This is a genomic window from Bradyrhizobium sp., from assembly GCF_049581145.1.
GTDB lineage: Bacteria > Pseudomonadota > Alphaproteobacteria > Rhizobiales > Xanthobacteraceae > Bradyrhizobium.
The window spans coordinates 1-18,158 of record NZ_JBAURI010000774.1 but is presented as its reverse complement, the minus strand read 5'-3'; the positions used below and the strand labels follow the sequence as shown (position 1 = coordinate 18,158).

The 18,158-nt window shown below is 61.0% G+C and carries 19 protein-coding genes and 1 pseudogene; 8 read left to right on the top strand and 12 right to left on the bottom strand.

Going from position 1 to position 18,158, the window contains the following annotated elements:
- Both WCB02_RS25630 and WCB02_RS25625 read left to right on the top strand, forming a co-directional pair.
- Positions 1–984 (top strand): annotated as a pseudogene (locus WCB02_RS25630) (protease); the annotation flags it as partial.
- Between the two features lie 1,051 nt (positions 985–2,035).
- Positions 2,036–2,296, top strand: coding sequence for a hypothetical protein (locus tag WCB02_RS25625; RefSeq protein WP_423962556.1), 261 nt, complete (start codon positions 2,036–2,038; stop codon positions 2,294–2,296).
- A 43-nt stretch (positions 2,297–2,339) separates the two neighbouring features.
- Here WCB02_RS25625 and WCB02_RS25620 read toward each other — a convergent pair whose 3' ends face one another.
- The gene (locus WCB02_RS25620; protein ID WP_423962555.1) at positions 2,340–2,510 is read right to left on the bottom strand and encodes a hypothetical protein; all 171 of its coding nucleotides are present in this window, start codon (positions 2,508–2,510) and stop codon (positions 2,340–2,342) included.
- A 658-nt stretch (positions 2,511–3,168) separates the two neighbouring features.
- Here WCB02_RS25620 and WCB02_RS25615 point away from each other — a divergent pair.
- Both WCB02_RS25615 and WCB02_RS25610 read left to right on the top strand, forming a co-directional pair.
- Entirely contained in the window at positions 3,169–3,417 is a 249-nt protein-coding gene (locus tag WCB02_RS25615; RefSeq protein ID WP_423962554.1) for a hypothetical protein, read from the top strand.
- A 149-nt stretch (positions 3,418–3,566) separates the two neighbouring features.
- Positions 3,567–4,196: a hypothetical protein gene (locus WCB02_RS25610; RefSeq protein ID WP_423962553.1), complete on the top strand. Its 630-nt coding sequence runs from the start codon at positions 3,567–3,569 to the stop codon at positions 4,194–4,196.
- 226 nt (positions 4,197–4,422) lie between these two features.
- Here WCB02_RS25610 and WCB02_RS25605 read toward each other — a convergent pair whose 3' ends face one another.
- The gene (locus tag WCB02_RS25605) at positions 4,423–4,629 is read right to left on the bottom strand and encodes a hypothetical protein (RefSeq protein WP_423962552.1); all 207 of its coding nucleotides are present in this window, start codon (positions 4,627–4,629) and stop codon (positions 4,423–4,425) included.
- An 82-nt stretch (positions 4,630–4,711) separates the two neighbouring features.
- Between WCB02_RS25605 and WCB02_RS25600 the strand changes: the two genes are divergently transcribed.
- Complete coding sequence (locus WCB02_RS25600; protein ID WP_423962551.1) at positions 4,712–4,939, top strand: hypothetical protein; 228 nt, start codon at positions 4,712–4,714, stop codon at positions 4,937–4,939.
- Between the two features lie 57 nt (positions 4,940–4,996).
- On the opposite strand, the gene WCB02_RS25595 is transcribed toward WCB02_RS25600, so the two are convergent.
- Positions 4,997–5,284, bottom strand: coding sequence for a hypothetical protein (locus tag WCB02_RS25595; protein WP_423962550.1), 288 nt, complete (start codon positions 5,282–5,284; stop codon positions 4,997–4,999).
- 267 nt (positions 5,285–5,551) lie between these two features.
- Here WCB02_RS25595 and WCB02_RS25590 point away from each other — a divergent pair, with 267 nt between their 5' ends.
- Positions 5,552–6,751 carry a hypothetical protein gene (locus WCB02_RS25590; protein WP_423962549.1) on the top strand — a complete coding sequence of 400 codons (1,200 nt, stop codon included), beginning with the start codon at positions 5,552–5,554 and terminating at the stop codon, positions 6,749–6,751.
- Positions 6,752–6,766: 15 nt separating this feature from the next.
- On the opposite strand, the gene WCB02_RS25585 is transcribed toward WCB02_RS25590, so the two are convergent.
- On the bottom strand, positions 6,767–7,048 hold the full coding sequence (locus tag WCB02_RS25585) for a hypothetical protein (protein WP_423962548.1): 282 nt from the start codon (positions 7,046–7,048) through the stop codon (positions 6,767–6,769).
- Positions 7,049–7,541: 493 nt separating this feature from the next.
- On the opposite strand from WCB02_RS25585, the gene WCB02_RS25580 reads away from it, so the two are divergent.
- Together WCB02_RS25580 and WCB02_RS25575 are read left to right on the top strand one after the other, a co-directional pair.
- A complete protein-coding gene (locus tag WCB02_RS25580; RefSeq protein ID WP_423962547.1) occupies positions 7,542–8,774 on the top strand; it encodes a polysaccharide biosynthesis/export family protein in 1,233 nt (410 codons plus the stop codon).
- A gap of 29 nt (positions 8,775–8,803) precedes the next feature.
- Positions 8,804–10,213, top strand: coding sequence for an O-antigen ligase family protein (locus WCB02_RS25575; RefSeq protein WP_423962546.1), 1,410 nt, complete (start codon positions 8,804–8,806; stop codon positions 10,211–10,213).
- Between the two features lie 89 nt (positions 10,214–10,302).
- On the opposite strand, the gene WCB02_RS25570 is transcribed toward WCB02_RS25575, so the two are convergent.
- The 8 genes from WCB02_RS25570 to WCB02_RS25535 all read right to left on the bottom strand — a co-directional run.
- Positions 10,303–11,823 carry an IS1634 family transposase gene (locus WCB02_RS25570; RefSeq protein WP_423962557.1) on the bottom strand — a complete coding sequence of 507 codons (1,521 nt, stop codon included), beginning with the start codon at positions 11,821–11,823 and terminating at the stop codon, positions 10,303–10,305.
- An 11-nt stretch (positions 11,824–11,834) separates the two neighbouring features.
- Positions 11,835–11,975 (bottom strand): hypothetical protein, encoded by a 141-nt coding sequence (locus tag WCB02_RS25565; protein WP_423962545.1) that lies wholly within the window; start codon positions 11,973–11,975, stop codon positions 11,835–11,837.
- Positions 11,976–12,316: 341 nt separating this feature from the next.
- Positions 12,317–12,835, bottom strand: a complete 519-nt coding sequence (locus WCB02_RS25560) for a transglutaminase-like cysteine peptidase (protein WP_423962544.1) — start codon at positions 12,833–12,835, stop codon at positions 12,317–12,319.
- Between the two features lie 402 nt (positions 12,836–13,237).
- The gene (gene galE / locus WCB02_RS25555; RefSeq protein WP_423962543.1) at positions 13,238–14,215 is read right to left on the bottom strand and encodes a UDP-glucose 4-epimerase GalE; all 978 of its coding nucleotides are present in this window, start codon (positions 14,213–14,215) and stop codon (positions 13,238–13,240) included.
- Positions 14,216–14,342: 127 nt separating this feature from the next.
- Positions 14,343–14,474 (bottom strand): hypothetical protein, encoded by a 132-nt coding sequence (locus WCB02_RS25550; protein ID WP_423962542.1) that lies wholly within the window; start codon positions 14,472–14,474, stop codon positions 14,343–14,345.
- Between the two features lie 472 nt (positions 14,475–14,946).
- Complete coding sequence (locus WCB02_RS25545; protein ID WP_423962541.1) at positions 14,947–15,621, bottom strand: sugar transferase; 675 nt, start codon at positions 15,619–15,621, stop codon at positions 14,947–14,949.
- 515 nt (positions 15,622–16,136) lie between these two features.
- Complete coding sequence (locus WCB02_RS25540; RefSeq protein WP_423962540.1) at positions 16,137–16,472, bottom strand: hypothetical protein; 336 nt, start codon at positions 16,470–16,472, stop codon at positions 16,137–16,139.
- 396 nt (positions 16,473–16,868) lie between these two features.
- Positions 16,869–18,158: polysaccharide biosynthesis tyrosine autokinase (locus WCB02_RS25535; protein WP_423962539.1), on the bottom strand; the 1,290-nt coding region annotated here is incomplete at its 5' end.

Genomic DNA, 18,158 nt, shown 5'->3' with positions numbered 1-18,158 from the left:
ACCTTCCTGGTCGCGGTCGCCGATCAGTACGCGCTTGAGAACAACAGCGGAAATGGGCCGCACCTGCAACTGAACGGCGCAGCCGTCGTCGCAGGCGCGTTCGACGGCTGGACTCCGGTTGCCGCCGCGCAGACGGCGAGCGGCTACGAAGTCGCTTGGCAGCTCGGCAATTCTTTCATCATCTGGAACACCGACAGTAACGGCAACTATCTTTCTCAGTCCGGTATTCTCTCGGGCGCGAGCACCGGACTGGAAATTGCCGAGACCGTTTTCCAGCATGATCTCAATGGCGACGGGACGATCGGCGTCACGTCGACCTTGATCGAATCCAATGGTACGACCTCGCTGGTCGCGGTCGCCGATCAGTACGCGCTTGAAAACAGTAGCGGAGCCGGGCCGCATCTGCAGCTGAACGGCGCGCCCGTCGTGGCGGGCCAAGAGGGTCCCTGGTTGCCGGTCGCCGCTGCACAGACGTCGACCGGCTATGAAGTCGCCTGGCAGGACGGCAATTCCTTCATCATATGGAATACAGACAGTAACGGTAACTATCTCTCTCAGTCCGGCACTCTTTCAGGCACAAGCGCGGCATTGGAAACCTACGAGGTCAGTTTCCAACATGACCTCAACGGCGATGGTATTATCGGCGTCCCGCCCGCTGGCGGCGCGACGGTTGTAGCGAACGCTACTACGGCGGCAGTGCACTCGGATAATTTCAGTTTCCAAGATTTGAGTGCTGCCGAGACAAATAACGCATCGTACCGAAGCGGTGCGATGAACAGAGCTCCAGCTTGGCACCTGGATGGCTTCTCTTTCCATCAAGATCACCAGGGTGATGGACCGGTCGGCGTTCTTCCGCAGCCCGCTCCAATGCAGGCTCATTTGGACGGTTTCCATCAAGAGCCAAGCGGGGACGGAGCCCATGGAGGAGGTGGTACCCACGTTGAGCCCCCCACCGCGCATTGGCATTTCGATCTGATTGCATGACCGGTCGGGATGCAATTCCGGCGTAGTTTGCCTCTCGGTCTGGCCTAGCCAAGCATATCCACGGTTAACGAAGCGGGTTCCGCGGGCTCGTCGTTGCCCCCGCTATCGTCCCCCGCAATGACCGGGTGGAGCAAGTTGCGCGCTGGCCAAATCGTCGATTTTGCTCGATTTTGATTCCACACCTCCAGTCCCATTGCGAATTTTTTTCGCTTCGCGGTTACTTTAATCAAATCTAGTATCGGGTGGCGTCTCAATCAGAGGGCCGTTTCGCGGTCGTCACCGACGTTCGGTGCGATGCGGTTGACGCGAGACGGGCGCGGTTCACGCAGACGGCCAAGCCGTGTGGTTCTGGCGCTCTGATGCAGGGCTCCAAGTTGGCGATGATGCTTCGCATCACGCCGATGACGGTAGCAACCAAGCGATGGTCACCGAGGAGAGCACGGAGCAACCGCTAATGCCACTGGGCAGGCGCAGGAAACGACAGCACCAAGTTGATTGCTTTGGAGAGGGATCGTGCAGACCCTGGCCGTCACCCGCAGGCGGCTAACAGCCCAGGCCAGATCGCCTCTCCTCAGCCGACTGCGCCATCTTTGCGCGGATCCAGACAGGCATTCACACCTGATCTCCTTGAGCATTTAGAACTCAATTCAGATCTATCCAAAACCCTTCGATCCCCCGCGCCTGTCCTCGATGTGCCGGAACATCCGGCCGGAGCCCGGGCGACGCTTCGCATGGCGAGGTGTGCCATGCCGCCGATGCTGCCGAAGAGCCGCACCTTGGGCTGCTTCGGACCGTGCTGGCGCGCGGCTACGTCACCAAGGACGAAGCCGACCGCCGAGTATCGCGCGATCTTTGCGGTGCTCGATGTCGGCTGTGTGTCGCAACTGGACCGAGGGATCCAACACGCTGCGCATCGAGACCGAGCTCGGCCTGCTTTATGATTCATCGCCGATGGCCGATGAGGATTGCTACGATCTGCTGCTCGACGGCCAATCGACCGGCATCGTCGAGATGCCGGTCGGAATGGATCCGCGACGACGCGGTCTATTTCATGATAAACGGTTCTCAGTCGCTGCGGCCGTACACGCCACCAAAGGACGTGCTCGATATTTTCCTGCGCGAGCTCGATGCGGCCCATGCGTCCGGCGGACTGTTTCAGCCCACGAAGCATCCGCACATCATCACGCCGCGTTCGCGCATTTGGATCCTGGAGGAGGTCATCCGTCACGCCAAGGCCAAGAGCGATGTCTGGTTCGCAACCCGCGCCGAGGTCGCGCAATCTGTCGAGGCGCAAGCGCCTGCCGCGGCTTGAGAGCATCGGCGTGACGGGTCGAGATCCCGGTGCGGTCGATCGCTCAATCGTCGGGGTGCGCGTACTCGACGAACTTCTTGTAGATCCAGCGGCGTCCATCGTGACGCCGCCAGACCTTGCCGTAGACCAGCCGGCCGTTGATCGAGCGCCGCGGAACGATCACGGTCCAGAGATGCCAGAGTTCTTTCCAGGTCGTCGATCGCTCGAGCTTCATGGAATTGTGTCTCTTGCTCCACTATTCATCCGCCGGACTTGACACCGGATTTGGCAGAAGCGCAGCCGTCGAGCGGAATATGATCGCCCGACGGCTCCGTGGCATGACACCGACGAAGGGCAATGTCGGCGCCGTTACGCTAGCGATTTCCGCAACGGCGGCAATGACATCCGCTCGTTAAGCTTGATGTCCGCCGCGCAGGTTAATTCCGGAACCGGGCGATCGGCAGCAGGGGACGAAGGGATGGAAAGGCCCGGCGTGTGGTTTGGGCCGGCTCGGTTCTGCGCGGGCCACCTGCGCAACCACGGCGTTCGGCCCGACATGGTGAAGCTCGCCAGGAAGCAGATCAGCAGCATGGCCGCAAGCGCGGGAAGTGAATCCCGGCCGCCGGGACTCCCGGTTGCGAAGCCGATCCATGGCCCGCGATTGTCGTCACGGCCGGATGTCGCGTCAATCGTTTGTCGTCGGGCGGACCGCGGAAGCGGGCTCCGCGGGCCTTCCGGGGAGTCAGTGGCGGTCGGCCGCCCTGCCTGCGCTGCTCAGGGAAAATCCAGCCAGCAGCGGGCACGTTGCGCCTTGTTGCGGCGGAATCACTGTGCCATCATCACAGCAAGGCTTGCACGCGCTTGCGCAGCTGCCTGTTTTTCGGAGGCGCTTCATGAAACTGGGATCGATTGCAGTCGCGGCCGCCCTTGTGCTTGCGGCGACCTCGGGACCATCGGCTGCGCGAGGCTATGCCCACAGGCATCATCACTCTTGCGGCTACTGGCTGCATTACGACTATACTCACAGCAATCAGCTGTCGCCGATGAGCTCTATCTATCCGGCGGCAAATTGGGGCCCGTTCTTCCAGTGCCGGCTGTATGTCAGCCCGGTCATTTACGTTGCTCCGCCCGGTCCATCCTGACGCATCACTCCGCGACGGCGGAGCGCCAGCCGCGGCGTGCGGGATCGTCACGTCCGTGGCAGGCGGTTCTACTCCATTAACCAAATCATCCTAAGCTCTGGCCGTGACGTACCCGGATCTTCGGGGCCTGCGTTTTGGGGGCATGGGCCGTGGACATTCTTTTTGTGCTGGCCGGTTTGGTCGCCGGCTTGATGGTGGTGGCATGGTCCTGCGCGCGCTCGTATTTCGAACGCGGACGGCGCCATGGCGTCGAAGAGGCGATGCGCGAGATGGCAAGGGGAGTGAGCTCCCATTGCGCGCTCGAGGGTGGGACGGTGCCCGCATCCGTCGAGAAGGCCATGGCCGCGGTCAAGGCGCTCGGCACGCGAGGGCGCTTCGCGCGGGGTCGGAGCTCGACCGATCCCTATCACGCGCAGCTCTGGGTGCTTGGCGACGCCATCGGCGAAGCCTGCTGGCTCAAGGGCCATGCCGCGGGCGTGAGGCGAAAGGCGCCAGCCGAGGGTAAAATCCGCGTCGACTTGTCGGTCAACGAGTTGCTGCAGCTCGGTTGGCTGGCGCATCTGGGCTTTCAGCACATGATGCCGAACTATCGCGGCTTCGAAAGCTATCGGTTCGGCGGCGAGCGAGAGGCGCTGGAAGGCGCGCGTGCCATCAGCAAGATCGAGGCGGCAGTTCCGGTCCAGGAACGACCGGTTGCCGATCTCGCTGCGCCATTCAAGGGTCGCCAGAAGCTGATATGCGATTGGTGGCAGGTGACGCCCGATCGGTTGATGGCCTGAACCGGGGCGGGCCGCCGCCAGCGCGGCGTGCTCTGGCGATCAGCGTCGTCGCTTCCGCCAGCGCATGATCCGGAAAAAACATGCCCTCGGGCTGCGACCCGCTGGGAGCATAGCGGTTTCCCTTGCGACAAACGCGGAACGCGTTTGCGCGGAGATCGTGCCCAATCGAAATCTGAGAGCGCGATGGCGATCCAAGCTAATCGCATTGCGATCCGGGACGCCGGCGCTATTTGTCCTTGCGCAGCAGGCAAACCACGCGGCCGACGGTCTGGATCCGTCCGGCTCCCAGCGGCGCATTGATCTCGTTCCTGAGCGCATCGGCCGCCTTGTCGCAAAGCTCCTGCGAGGGGAACGATTGGATCTGTTGCGTGGTTGGTTGAGTCGGGCTTCCGTAGACGATCCACTGCAGAGAAACGAAAAGTACCCATTCCATGGCGTAAAGCTCCAGCTTTGATCGCAGGGTGTGTGGTCGCGGCGTATGGCTCGCTGTGAGGAAGTCCCGAAGCGAGGGTGCCATGAGAATTGGATGGGCGGTGGTGTGTCTGACGGCGTGGAGTCATTTGGCGCCGGCGCAGCCCGGTATTTCGATCCACCGGGATGTCTACGGCAATCTTGTGCGGGATACCGGCGCATATTCGCCCCGGGGCGTCAATCAGGGCCCGGTCAACAACGGGCGGATCAGGAACGCGCCGGCGCAGCCGCCAACCGGCAACATGGGCTTGCCCAACGGAACCGGCAGATAGCCGCAGAGACGGTCGTCCGAGATCGGATCAAATCGATCCGATCTCGTGGTCAGCTCCTCACCACCACCAGATCATTTCCCTTTGCGGTGCCCCGCAGACAATGGCGCGGCGGCGCTCGATGCCCTGGGGGGTCTCGACCGCGACCGTCTTGATACAGCCGGGATAGACCGCCAAATTGTAGTGGAAGGGCGGTGAATCGAAGTAGCCATGGATCCGGCAGAGTTGTGCAAGATCGGGTCCGCAGGGCGTCAGCGGATAAAGGTGCCCGCGCGCCGATGCCGGTTCTGATATGCCGGCGAGCGCAACAAAGAGTGTAGCAACAGCGAACTTGGTGACGTGCGACATATCGTGGTCCTTGGAAAAAACCGTCGTCAGATGATTCAGATGACGTCTGATCGGATGCACAATAGACTCGAACCCGTGCGTTCGCCAAGCCAATGCCGGCAATTGACGCGGACCGCAGAAGCCTTCATGGCGGTTGTGCGAGGCGCTCGTTTGCTGTCTAACCGGCGCGCTCCGCCGTCCTGGAGCGCGGAACGCTTGAGAAAATCTTGTTCTATCAGGCGATTACATGATTAGAGCGGGTGGCTTGTGGATCAGCCTGAAGCGGAAATGAAACCGGAATTTCCGAAGATCGATCAGGACAAGATGATCTCGCCGCATGCGCAGGAGGTCGAATACGCCCTGATTCTGCAGCGGATGATCAACACGGTGCAGGATGATCCCGCACAGTTGCGCATGACAATCTACGAATTTGCGCGCGCCAGGCTGAAGCTCGATACGTCGCGGTCGGACGAGACCGAACAACTGCGGCTGTTGGATGCGCTGGAGACGGCGATTCAGGGGGTGGAAGATTTTTCGGTTCGTCGCGAGGACATCGAACGGGTTTCGTCCCATCCGGCTGCGCGGATCGGAGGGGGTACGTCGCCGGGTGGTCCCCCGTCCACCGCGGTTGCGACCGTTGGCCCAGTCACCCCGGCGCGGGAAGACATTCTGCTGCCGCAGAGGGTCTACCTGCACGCCGGCGTCCAGCCGGCCGGAAGCGCAAGAGCGCGGACGTTGGTGCCGATGCTGGTGCTTGCCTGTGTCGGGCTATCGCTGGCTGGCGTGATCGTCGGCGCGGTGTACTACGACCATAGACTGCAGGTCTTGGGCGATCGCGTGTCGCAGCTGACCTCGGCGAAGGCGGCAAAGCAGGCTGCTGCGCCGCCGGGTGCGGACGCCTCGCGGGCCGCCGCGACGGCCGAGGTCAAACCTGGCGCGGTCTTACCCAGCCCGCTCCCATTCCCGGTGCCGGGCGATTACGGAATCTATGCCCTGAACGGCGGCCAACTCAGCGAACTCCAGCTTCTGCCCGGGCGAGTGCCTGACAAGCGGATCGCGATGTCCGCGCCGGTCACGCAACCAAGCCACACCACGCTTCCCGATGGTAAAGTGCGCTTCATCCTGTTTCGCCGCGATCTTGCCGGGAATGCGCCCGATCGGATCGATGTTCGGGTCATTGCCCGGGTGGTCCGCGCCCTGACGTTCGACGCCAATGGCAAACCCGGCTTTTCACCGGTCATGGACGCCTGGAACATCCGCAATGTGGCCTACGAATTGAGAGTGCGCCCAATTGCTGGCAATCCGGAAATGCTACTGGTCCAGTCCGAGAAGCCCGATTTTGCGCTGCCGGCCGGCCGTTATGCCCTGGTCCTGAAGGATCAGGGATTTGATTTCACTGTCGCCGGCAAGATCACGGATCTCGCGCAATGCCTCGAACGAACCGACGCGGCGAACGGGGAGTTCTATTCCGAGTGTCAAAAGCCCTGACCGGGTTCCAGCGGGTCAACGTCGCGGCGGGGGATGTGGGGGGCCTGACGCTGGATCATTCGCGTTGGTCCGATCGAAAGCCGCCCTCGCCACCAAGCCCAAGACATAAAAGCCTTGGAGGATGGATTGGGCAACGATGATCGTCAGGCCGGTTTCCAGAAAGGTGAAGCCGCCATGGAATGAAAAGGCGACAGAGGAAACAAGGGTCAGCCCGATGATCGGTAAAAGGGCGTAGAATCGGAACGCCGCCCCAACCGCAAATCCCAATATGGCCAGCCCAATGGCGGCATATCCCATCCATTATTCCTCTTCGCCGGCAATTAATTGAGCGCTATCACACCATAGTACCGAGATTCGCCGCCACGCGTTTGACGAGGACTTCGATTCTCCTTCTACGCACGCAATCCAGTGCTTGATTCAATCAAATCCCGGCCAGCCAAACCCCTCACAGGATGCTCCCCGAGTGGTGCTCCACCCCCGACCTTGGATTCTACCGAATGGGCGTGCGACCCGCGGCTTTGGCTGCCAATTCGTCGCGGGACCAGCAGTATCCCATTATCAAGCCTCAGGACTTTGTCATAACTTGTTGTTTTTCCCGGAGATGTTTGGGCAACCCAACTGTGGCCCGATTGCAACTTGTGGCGCAAAACCGAAGTTTGCAGGGCATGCCACTCTTTGATGCAAGGGAGTCGCCCTGTAAGGTCTCGCAGGGTTGGAACTTCCTGGGCAGCTTTGCGACGATTAAGTCGTATTGCGCATTTTGTGGGCACCTGAGGGGCGGCTTTTGATAATGCGTATTTCCCCGCACATCGCGGTGTCCAGGCGAGCTTATTCGGCGCTTTTGGCGATGTTCGCCATCGTGTTGCTGCCAGCTTGTTCGCTTCTGCCGGCAACGGGTCCCAAAAGTGATGCCGTTGAGGCGTTGGCTACGGCCGGGTTGCGTTCCAATACGGCCCTGCCTTACGCGCTGGTCGACGTGAGTGCCGATACGATCGGCTTTTTGTCGCAGCCCAATGTCGTCAGCTTCCAGGGTGAGTTCCCCGACAAGCGCCCGAAACCGGAACAGGTCGTCGGCGTGGGCGACGTCCTCAATATATCGATTTTCGAAGCGGCGCCCGGCGGCCTGTTCACGCCGGCGACCGCCGCTGGGGCACGCCCCGGCAACTTCGTCGACTTGCCGGCTCAGGCTGTCGACCAGAAGGGCAGCATCTATGTGCCCTACGCCGGTGAAATTCCGGCCGCCGCGCGTACCTTGCCGGATATCCAGCAGGCGATCGTCGCCCGGCTGCGCAATCGCGCGATCGAGCCACAGGTCGTCGTCAGCCTCAATCAGCAGCATTCGAGCGTTGTGAGCGTTTTGGGCGACGTCAACACGCCCGGCGTGCTGGCCCTCAACAGCGTCGGCGAGCGGCTGCTGGCGCTGATCGCGCGCGCCGGTGGTCCGAAGTTCGAGGCGATCGAGAGCTATGTGACGTTGCAGCGCGACGGCAAGCGCGTCAGGGTGCTGTTGAGCCGCGTGGTGCACGATCCGCGCGAAAACATCTTCATTCGTCCGAATGACGTGATTTTCCTGACCCATGAGTCGCCTACATTTACGGCGCTTGGCGCGCTCAATCAGAATGTATTCGGATTCAATTCCGAGATACCGTTCGACGTCGAGACGCTGACGCTGTCGCAAGCGATCGGCAAGGCGGGCGGGCTCAACGACAATCAGTCCGATCCCGCCGAGGTGTTCGTCTATCGGTACGAAGATCGGCATTTCCTGGAGAGGCTTGGCGTCGATACCACCAAGTTTACCTACGACAGGATTCCGACCATCTATCACGTCAATCTTCGTGATCCGTCTGGCTATTTGCTGGCTTCCGGATTTCAGATGCGAACCAAAGACGTCATGTACGTAGCCAATGCCAGGGTGGTGGACTACTACAAGCTGCTGACGCTCATCAACAACACGGCGGCCACGACCTCGAATGTGTCGACGGCGGTGACGGGCGTGAACGCTGCCGAGAAGACCAAATGGTAGGCTCAACCTGAACGCTCGGTCGTGCCGCAATGATTGGCCGTCTGCATATGAAGTTCCCGGTCGAGACGCTCAACTCGATCCAGTTCAGGCTGACGATCGCGGTGCTCTGTCTGGCGCCGCTGGTCTTCGGATCGGTAGACCAGCTCTGGATTGCGATTTGGACGGTCCTGCTATCGGTCAGCACGTTGTGCGGCGTCGCGGCGCCGCTCAATGGCCGGCAGAGCCGCATCCTGTTCGTCTTCCTGGCGCTGTGTTTGGCCTACGCGCTGGTGGCGATCGTGCAGGTCGCGCCGCGGCTCTTCGACCAGCTCAGCGATCCAATCTGGCAGCGGGCTGAAAACCTTCTCGGTCTCGACGCTGCGCCCCGCATTTCAAGCCGCGCCGAGATTCCTCCGATAGCGATCGGGCATTTCCTGCTGCTGTTGACCGCGTTCGTCAGCGGCTTCTTCGTCGGTACTTCGCGGCGGAAAGGCGACCTCTTGATGCTGGTCGCACAGTATTCGATTCTGCTTTATGCGCTCTATGGTCTGATCGCGCTGGTGCTCACGCCGAATATGCTGCTATGGGCGCCAAAGCTGGCCTACCGCGGCAGCCTGACCGCAAGCTTTGTCAATCACAACACTGCGGCGACATTCATTGGCAGCGGCGTGATTCTGTGGTTCTGCTCGGTGTATATTACGCTGCAATCATTTCGAACCGGGTCGTTGCGACTGCTGCTGCTGGTCCCCTCCAATGAACATGTCGCGTTCAAGGTCATCCTTCAGTCGGCGGCCGCTCTGATCTGCTTCTTTGCCTTGCTCCTGACTGGCTCGCGCGGTGGGCTGATCTGCAGCTCGCTCGGCGTGCTGGTCGCAATCAGCCTGATGATCGCCAATCGGCTGCAGCCCAGGTTCTGGTACGCTCTCGCTGGAGGGCTTGCGACCCTGGCGGTGATGGCAGCCTGGCTCAGCGGGATCGGTCGAATCGGAAGCCAGGGGCTGTTCGACGGCGCGCGATGGTCTGTCTATGGGCTCTGCATCGAATCCATCCGCCAGCGGCCGCTGCTCGGCGCGGGCGCGGGGACCTTCGCAGATCTATTTCCCTCGCTTCGTCCGGATAATTTCCCCGGTTGGGGGGTTTGGGATTTCGCTCACTCGACGATCCTCGAAATCGCGGTCGAGATGGGCATCCCAATGGCGGCGATGGTGCTGATTGCCGCGGTCGCATCCCTCATCATCCTCGTGCAAGCCGCACTGAGGTCCAAGGATCGAAGCCGCAGCTCGCTGTCCGCAATCGCGGGAATTGTGGTCTTGACCTATCTGCACGCGACGATCGATTTCTCGCTGCAGATCCCCGGTTATCTGATCGTTTTTGCCATCCTGTTGGGATGCGGGTTGGCAAGAGCCGCCGGATCACCGGTGGCTCCCCAATACGAGCGTGCAAGCGTTCGTTTCGGCTAGCCCAACTTGCGCAAAGTCGATAGCCGGGGCGGGACAAATCAATGCCTTAGCGAAAAAGTCGCCACTACATTTCTGGTGAAGTTGGATGTTCAGGCGATCGCGGCGAGCGGTGGCGCGGCCTGCTCGGCGATGCGCATGCGTTTGGGCAGGACGAGGCCGAGCCGATCGAGAAGCGCCGCCTGGGCAGGGTCGGGGTGAGTGACGCAGCGCAGACGGATCTGACCGTGCGTTGTGGTCGGAAGCACGACATCGTGCGACTGGATGCGAGCGAGCTCTTCGAGGATCGTGCGTGGCGAGTTGCCAAGACCGGCGCGCTGCTGCCACATCTCGAGGCTCTTCCACATCACGAAGGCGAGGAAGCAGACGAGGATGTGGGCCTGGACGCGGTCTTCGCGCTGGTGCCAGATCGGCCGGACGTTGAGCTGGTCTTTCTGGATGCGGAACGCGGCTTCCGCCTGGGTCAGCTGGATGTAGGCCTTCCATAGCTGCTGATCGTTCCAGTCGGCGATGTTGGAGCGCAGCAGATAGGCACCCTCGGAGATCGCAGCCCAGTCGTCGAAAGCGTCATTGCAGGTTACACACAAGCGCACGCCAGCCGGGCAGCCGTCCGGCTCCAGCGCGATGGCGAAGCGGGCGGCGGCGCGCTGGTTGCGCTGAAGGAGGCGGCCGATCTGGCGGTTGATCGGCGCCGGGTCGAGATGCTTCTTCGACCGGGCGATGCGCGCCGCCAGCCGTTCGAGCGCTGCCGCGATCCGCTCGCTGAAACGGTCGTGCATCGCGCGTTCCTTACTGCGTCGATCGGCCGAGCGGCACAGGATCACAATCTCATCGGTCTCGGGATGGCGCGCGAGCTTGACTTCGACGCCCGCCTGCACGGTGCGCCAGCCGGCCGCGGCAGCAAGCTCGGCGCCGAACTTCTTGAGCTCCGACTTCGGCGCCCCGATGATGTAGCGTCGGCCGGTCTCGCGCAGCCATGCGAGATTCTTCGCGCTCGCCATGGCGCGATCGGTGATCCAGACGCGTCCCACCACGCCATGGCGTGCCTCCATGGTCGCCACGATGGTCTGCAAGGTCCGTGAATCGTTGGTGTTGGCGGCGAACACCTCGTAACCGAGGGGGAAGCCGTCGAACGTTACCACCAGCGCGATGCACACCTGCTTGCAGTCAGGACGGTGATCTCGCGAGTGGCCCCGCCTGGCCTGCGGGTTGGCTTCCGCCTGCCCTTCGAAATACGTGCTGGTGACATCGTAGAGCAGCACGTCGTTCTGAATTGCGAACAACTCGCCGCAGCGCTGCGACAGGTGCGCCTCGAGCGCCGCCTTGTGCACCAGCAGGTGGTCGAGGCCGCGGTAGAGCCGGTCCTTGTTGACCTCCTCGTCGCCGAGCTGAAGCAGGTCGCACAGCGCCGTGCGGCGATACCAGTCCTCGGCAATGTGCAGCTCGCTCGACGGCTCGCAGAAACGCGCCGCGACCAGCACGGCTGCCATCTTGGCCCAGGAAATCCGTTCCTGCCCGGGTGGCAGCAGCCGCTCGCACAGCTCCTCCAGACCGACGCCGCGCCACAGCGTCGGCGCGAGATAAACATCGCCGAATCGACGCGAGCGCTCGATCGCAATGCTCTTCAGACGAACCGAACCGGCACCGTCACATCCGCGCTGCCGTCGTCGAACAGCCGCGCTTGCTCGGGAGCCCCGATCAGCCGATGCGCCAACGCACGCGCTTCGATCCGACCATGCTCGTCAAGCTCGCCGAGATGTGCCACCGTCTGTTGATCACCCGCCGACCGACACGAACGCTCCGCACCAGGCACCAATAGCGGTGGACCTTGCCGTCCTTCTTGCGAATCGTGTGGCGCAGGTACATGCGCCATCAGAACCACCTCTGGGGCGGAAGAAAATACCCTAGGTCGTCACTACACGCGCAAATCGGCCTTCCGCGCCGATTAACCCGTTGATCCGACTCACGTCGACGCCTGTGAATTGCCGAAACTGACCTCAAACTGCGCAAGTTGGGCTAGTTCAGGCCCGGACCGAAGGTCGAGGTTCAAGGTATGATTGAAGCCCTTGTAGAATTGAAGCCCTTCGAGCCGGCGAACGGCGTCGTTTACCGATCAGCCAAGCGCAATCTTCGATCAAGCTGCGACACCGATGGCCCGGCGGCGGTCTTGACCTCGTACCAGAACCTGGCGTCAGCGGCCGACTGGATCTTCAGCCAGTGATAGTCCGTGCTTTGCCAGGGACGAAGCGCCTCGGTCAGATTGTCGAGCACGATATCGCCTTTGGTCGTTGCAACGACAAGGACGAGATGTCCGATTCCCGATGACGTCTTGACCACCGACAGCCGCAGGGCCCTCGCCGGCAGGCCGCTCTGCAGGAGATCGTGCCGTTTGGTGACGGCATAGTCGTTGCAGTCTCCTGCAACCGGCGCAATCACCCAGCCGTCGGCGAGGTCGGTGCCGTAGCTTTTGACCGTCGGCGCAATGGACGTGTTGACGTCGTGGTTGATGCGTTTCAAGAGCTCGGTATTTTCGGCGCTGAGTTCGATGCGCTCGATTGCCGCCGGGTCTGACCTGCAATCGTCGGGATAGCGACGGCAAAAGCGGACGTGTTGGAATGGCGCCAAGGTGGGCGAGCCTTCCATGATCGGCGAGAGTGGGTTGGAATCCTGCTGAGGCCGGTTGCGCGCATCGGCGCGGCCTGAAGAAAGGCAGCTGGCAACGACGGCGAGTGCGAGGATTGCTAAAATTGGTCGCGCCACAGTCATGAAATAACCACCTTGATCGAGTGAAATACGAAGGTCTAGGCACGCGCTATCCATGGGCGGAGTGTCGCCGCGTTAGGTTAAATCTTCGCTATGCTGCGGAGTTATTTGATGGTTGGGGTTTGACCATTTGGCGATTTGCCAAGCACGCTTCTTGAGCCCCGTCTCCGCCGCAAGATTTGTTCCGCTCATCAGGCGGAGTAATGCAGCAGGCCGCTCCGTGTTCCAATCTTGACAGGCGGCGTGCGAAAGGCTTTTGCCTTGTCAGGTCGGCAGGTGGTTGGCGTGCCAGTTCCAGGCCGTTTCGATGATCGATTGAAGATCGTGCCGGGGAGACCAGCCGAGCGTCGCCCTGGCCAGTGCATTGTCGGCAACAAGCGCCGGCGAATCGCCTTCGCGGCGCGGCCCATATTTGACCTCGAAATCTTTCCCGACCACACCCCGAACGGTGTCCACCAACTCCTTCACCGTCGTTCCATGACCGGTACCAAGGTTCAGCGCGTGACTGGCGCCGCCGTCCAGGAGATGTTGGACCGCGCGGGTATGCGCGTCGGCGAGATCGAGAACATGGACGAAGTCGCGAATGCAGGACCCGTCGCGGGTGTCGTAATCGGAGCCCAGCACCTGGAAATGGGGCCGGCGCCCCAAAGCGGCCTCCAAAGCGATGGGTATGGCGTGCGTCTCGGGCGAATGCCATTCGCCGATTCGTCCCGCAGGGTCGGCGCCGGCGGCGTTGAAGTAGCGCAGAATGACCGAGCAAAAGCCTTGATAGCGATCGAGGTCGCGCAGGATCTGCTCGACGATCAGCTTGCTCTGACCGTAGGGATTGATCGGCGATTGGGCGTGCGTCTCATTCATGGGAATTGAGCACGGAATTCCGTATGTGGCGCAAGTTGACGAGAAAACGACCTTATTGATGCCCGCCGCTTGCGCGGCCCGAAGCAAGGTGATGGTTCCGCCGACATTGTTGTCATAGTAGGCGCCGGGGTCGCGCACCGACTCGGCGACTTCGATCGCTGCGGCAAAGTGAATGATCGCCTGCGGCTGATATTCGCGCAGCACCTCATCCAGCCTCTTGCGGTCCCTGATATCGCCAATCTCCAACGGCCCCCATTTGACAAACTCGGCGTGGCCGTTGGAGAGGTTGTCGTAGACAATCGGTGTGAAGCCCTTGTCGAACAAATCGAGGCAGGTGTGCGATCCGATGTAGCCGGCTCCGCCCGCGACAAGAATATTTTTCATTCGTCCGATTCTCCGGGAATGCGGTGCGGCCCGAGTTGCCGGTCGGCCAAGCAGGAAACCACCAATCAAGAAATCATCAGAGGCGGATATTCAAGGCCCGGTTGCAAAATAGTTACCTGCCCAAAGGCTACGACACCGATGTCCAGAGGCTGACGACGAAGGCTGCGATCTTCTTCAGCGCTTCCACGACGCCCCAGCCGAGGAAGCCGACCCATACGATCATCACCGATACGATCAGCCCTCCGAGCAGTCCGATCACGATTTTTCTGCTCGTGCGAGCGGACGTGGATCGAGCTTTCAGGTCGACCGGTTGAAGATTGGCCATCTGTCTTTCACAATAAATCAAGCGATCAGTAACTCGGAGGGAAGAAGTGAGCAATCTCATGGCCGGATCCCGTTGTTGAAGCCGCATGGTTCATATTTACTTTAAGCCATGGCTTGGGAAATGACCTGGCCTCATCAACTCTCAAGCCGTGCCTCCGGGCGGTCTGGATGGACCGCTTGACGGTCCCCAATCCGAGGCCGAGCCTGTCTTTTGCGGAGGGCTTCTGATGGGGCCTTGCGAGGCCGGCGGCTTTGCGCCGCGGCGTCAGTTGGCGCTGCTTCCGCGCGGGGTTCGATCAGTCAGAAATCTACCGGCAGCGGCCGGGTCGTCCGGCGCACAGACATCCGCGTGCACCGAGGGCGCCCGCATTCATACTCTGTTTGCGGATGCTCAGCTTTTGGCCGAGTCAGCAAGCGCTATCCGTCACCAGGAGCGCTGGGATCGTCACGATGATGATCTTTGCGTCGAGGACCATCGACCAGTTGCGTGCATAAAACGCGTCGCAGGCAACACGCTTGTTATAGGTCGTCGTGCTGCGGCCACTGACCTGCCACAGGCCGGTAATTCCCGGCCGACAGGCAAGGTACGCGCTGACGGAACTGGTGTAGCGCTCCAGTTCTTCGTCCGTGACAGGACGAGGCCCGACAATGCTCATCTCGCCGCGAAGCACGTTGAACAGCTGAGGCAGCTCGTCGAGACTGGACTTGCGAAGGATTGCACCGATCGCGGTAATGCGCGGATCATGCCGTAATTTGCGATTTGCCGCCCATTCCGCAGCTGCCGCTGGATCGGCATCGAGAAGCCTGCGCAGGCGCTCGGGCGCATCCATCACCATGGTCCGGAATTTCAGGCAGTCGAAATGCTTGCCATTGAAGCCGACGCGCCGATGCCGAAACAGGGCAGGGCCGGGCGAGGTGACAATCGTGACGACGAAGCAGATGATCAGGAGGGGCGCCAGCAACAAGATGCCAGAAAGCGCCAATGCAATGTCGACGATTCGCTTCGCTGTAGTTCCAACCGGAGCCTGTGACCTGTCTGCACCAATTCGCAGAACGCTACGTGTCTCGGCCAAACTGTTCATCACTGTACTCCAAACAACTAGTAAAAAACTCCCCAGCGTTTTTTCGGTCTTTGCTACCCGTCCTTCATCCTTTCTATCGAATTATGGGGCACTGCACAAATTGAGCAAGCTCCTATTATAAGCAAGGCTGTCATTAACCTGAATTTTAACACGCCAATTTTGCGGACAATGCCATGGTTTGTCGTCAAAGTGAGCAGATCCTGTCTGTTTCTTGTGCCGTCCCATTTGGGACACATTTTGCGTTGCACCAATCGCATTGGTAACGGTTGCTTCATCCCATTTCATGCGTCGTAATTCGTGCCCGGGCGGTTCAGGCTTTTTTTAGGATTTTTGTGGCGGTTTTTCGAACCGTTTCAGGTACGATAATACTAAAATGGCGGCGCCATTGCGGATACTGTGGGTGGCAGAGTCGTCTGCTCGAGGCTCGGATGCTTCAGTGGTACGGTCCGCGGCTTCCTTGTCCGGGAATTCTCGGGTGTTCATGGAGAACAGGCTCGCCTTGGCAAGCTGGCCCCTCAGGAACCAAGCTTCTGCACCGCGTCAGCGAATGACTTTCGACTGCGCGGATCCAGCAGATCAATCCGCGACTGAAGCAGGGCGCGACTGCGGGCGGAGGCGTTGAGATAGGAGCGGCCGGTCATTTCAACATAACCGTGCGCGACGAGGTTCTGAAATTCGTCCAGGATCTTCTGCTGGATCGGTGCGGGCGCAAACAGAACGACCGGTATTGCCACGGTGATCCGGCGCATGGCGATCCAGGCCTCGTTCGGCGAGGTGTCATAAGACATCTCGAGCAGGTCGAAGGTATGCTGGTCCAGCATTCCATGCTCGGTTTCGAGGCCGAACAGCATTAGCCAAACGAACGAATCGCGTGGCGCGCAGCCGAGTGTCTGTCTGGCGCGAGCCTCGAGCGAGCGGAGACGCTGATCGAATTCCCCGACGGCTCCGGATCGAAGCGCGGCGTCCGCCAGCGGAATTTCCAGGAGCATCAGGACGTGCTGAGCGTGATTATCGCAGCGATCCATATTCTGCGCCACGGTACTTTCCAGCGTGCTGATCGATGTAGCGCGACTGAAGGTTTCGAAGCTCAGCAGGCGAGCCTCGCTGTCCAGAAGTTCGTCGGCGATCTCCCCCCGGGGCGCATTCGCAATTCCCCACGCCAGCCCCGCGCAGCCGACGAGTAACGTGAGGCTTCGCCGGACCAGCGATCCAACGGAAAGCTTTGGCTTTGGCGCGGGAGCCAAGACCTAGCCGACCTCGGCGGAAATCTTTTCATCGGTGTAGTAGTTGTAGTGCCGGTCCGAATATCCTTCGAAGCGGCGCATGACGACCTCATCCGCCTTGTTGAGCACTGCGCCCAAGAGACGCTCGGACAGGATAGGCGAGGCCGCCACGGCCTTGAGGATTTCGTCAGCCGCCGTGCTTCCCCACTCGACCACCAGCACGAAGGCATCGAACAGATGAGCCGCGGCCTTGACGTCAACGACCGGAAGAATGGGGGGCAGATCAACGAGGACATAGTCGTAGTCGTTCTTCGCTGCCTTCAACATCTGCTTCGTCGCCGGCGAGTTCAGGATGTCGGAACTGTTGGAAGGCTTGATCCGCGTCGAGGATGGCAGGAAATCGAATTTGAATGTCGAGTCGGTGATGACCAGATCATCGAAGGACGATTTTTCCGCGACCATGTCGAGCAACCCGGGCGCATCCCGGTAGCCCAGTGTGTTGCTCATCGATGGGTTTCGCAAATCCGCGTCGATCAGCAGCGTGCGAGCGCCGCTCTTGGCCAGGAAAGCCGCGAAACCGGCCGCAACCGTGGTCTTTCCTTCGCCGGGCAGTGCCGAGACAATCCCGATGACCTTGCCTCCCGTCGGGTGCAGGTCGATTGCGACCTTGATGTATCGCAATGCCTCGGCGGTGGCCGAGAACGGGGCGACTTCGCTGATCTGCCGAATTGCCGCGGAGTGCCTGGTCGCGCCCTGCGGTTTTCGGAGCATTGGTTTCTTCTGGGCGAAAGCCGGCAGAACCGCAAGGCAGCTGGTTCCCAGCAGGGCTTCGAGCTCCGCGCGCGTGTGAATCTGACGGTTCATCCGTTCGCGGGCGAACGCCGACATCACCCCGAGACCCAATCCGCAGATCCCGGCCAATGCGAGTGTCAGGCTGACCTTGGGAGAGCTTGGCGAGGTAGGAGCCGACGCCACGGTGACGACGCGCGCCTCGGTCGAGGGAAAGGATTGTTGCTGCACCGATTGGGTGAAGCGGGACAGAAAAGTCTCGTAGATGCCGCGATAGGTGTTGGCCGCCGTCTCCAGTTCACGCAGGCGTACCTGCGACTGTCGCGTCGAGGCCGATTGCTGGAAGACCTCACCCATCCGTCGGTCGATCGACTCTTCCTGGCTCTTCGCAATCTGCACTTCGCTCTTGTAGCTCTCGGCGATGCGCGAGATCTCGTCCCAGATCGCGCGTTGCAGGGCGGCCATTTCGGCTCGCAGGTTCCTGGCCGCCTGATGGTCCGCTCCGTAGCGGGCGGCCCATTCCGA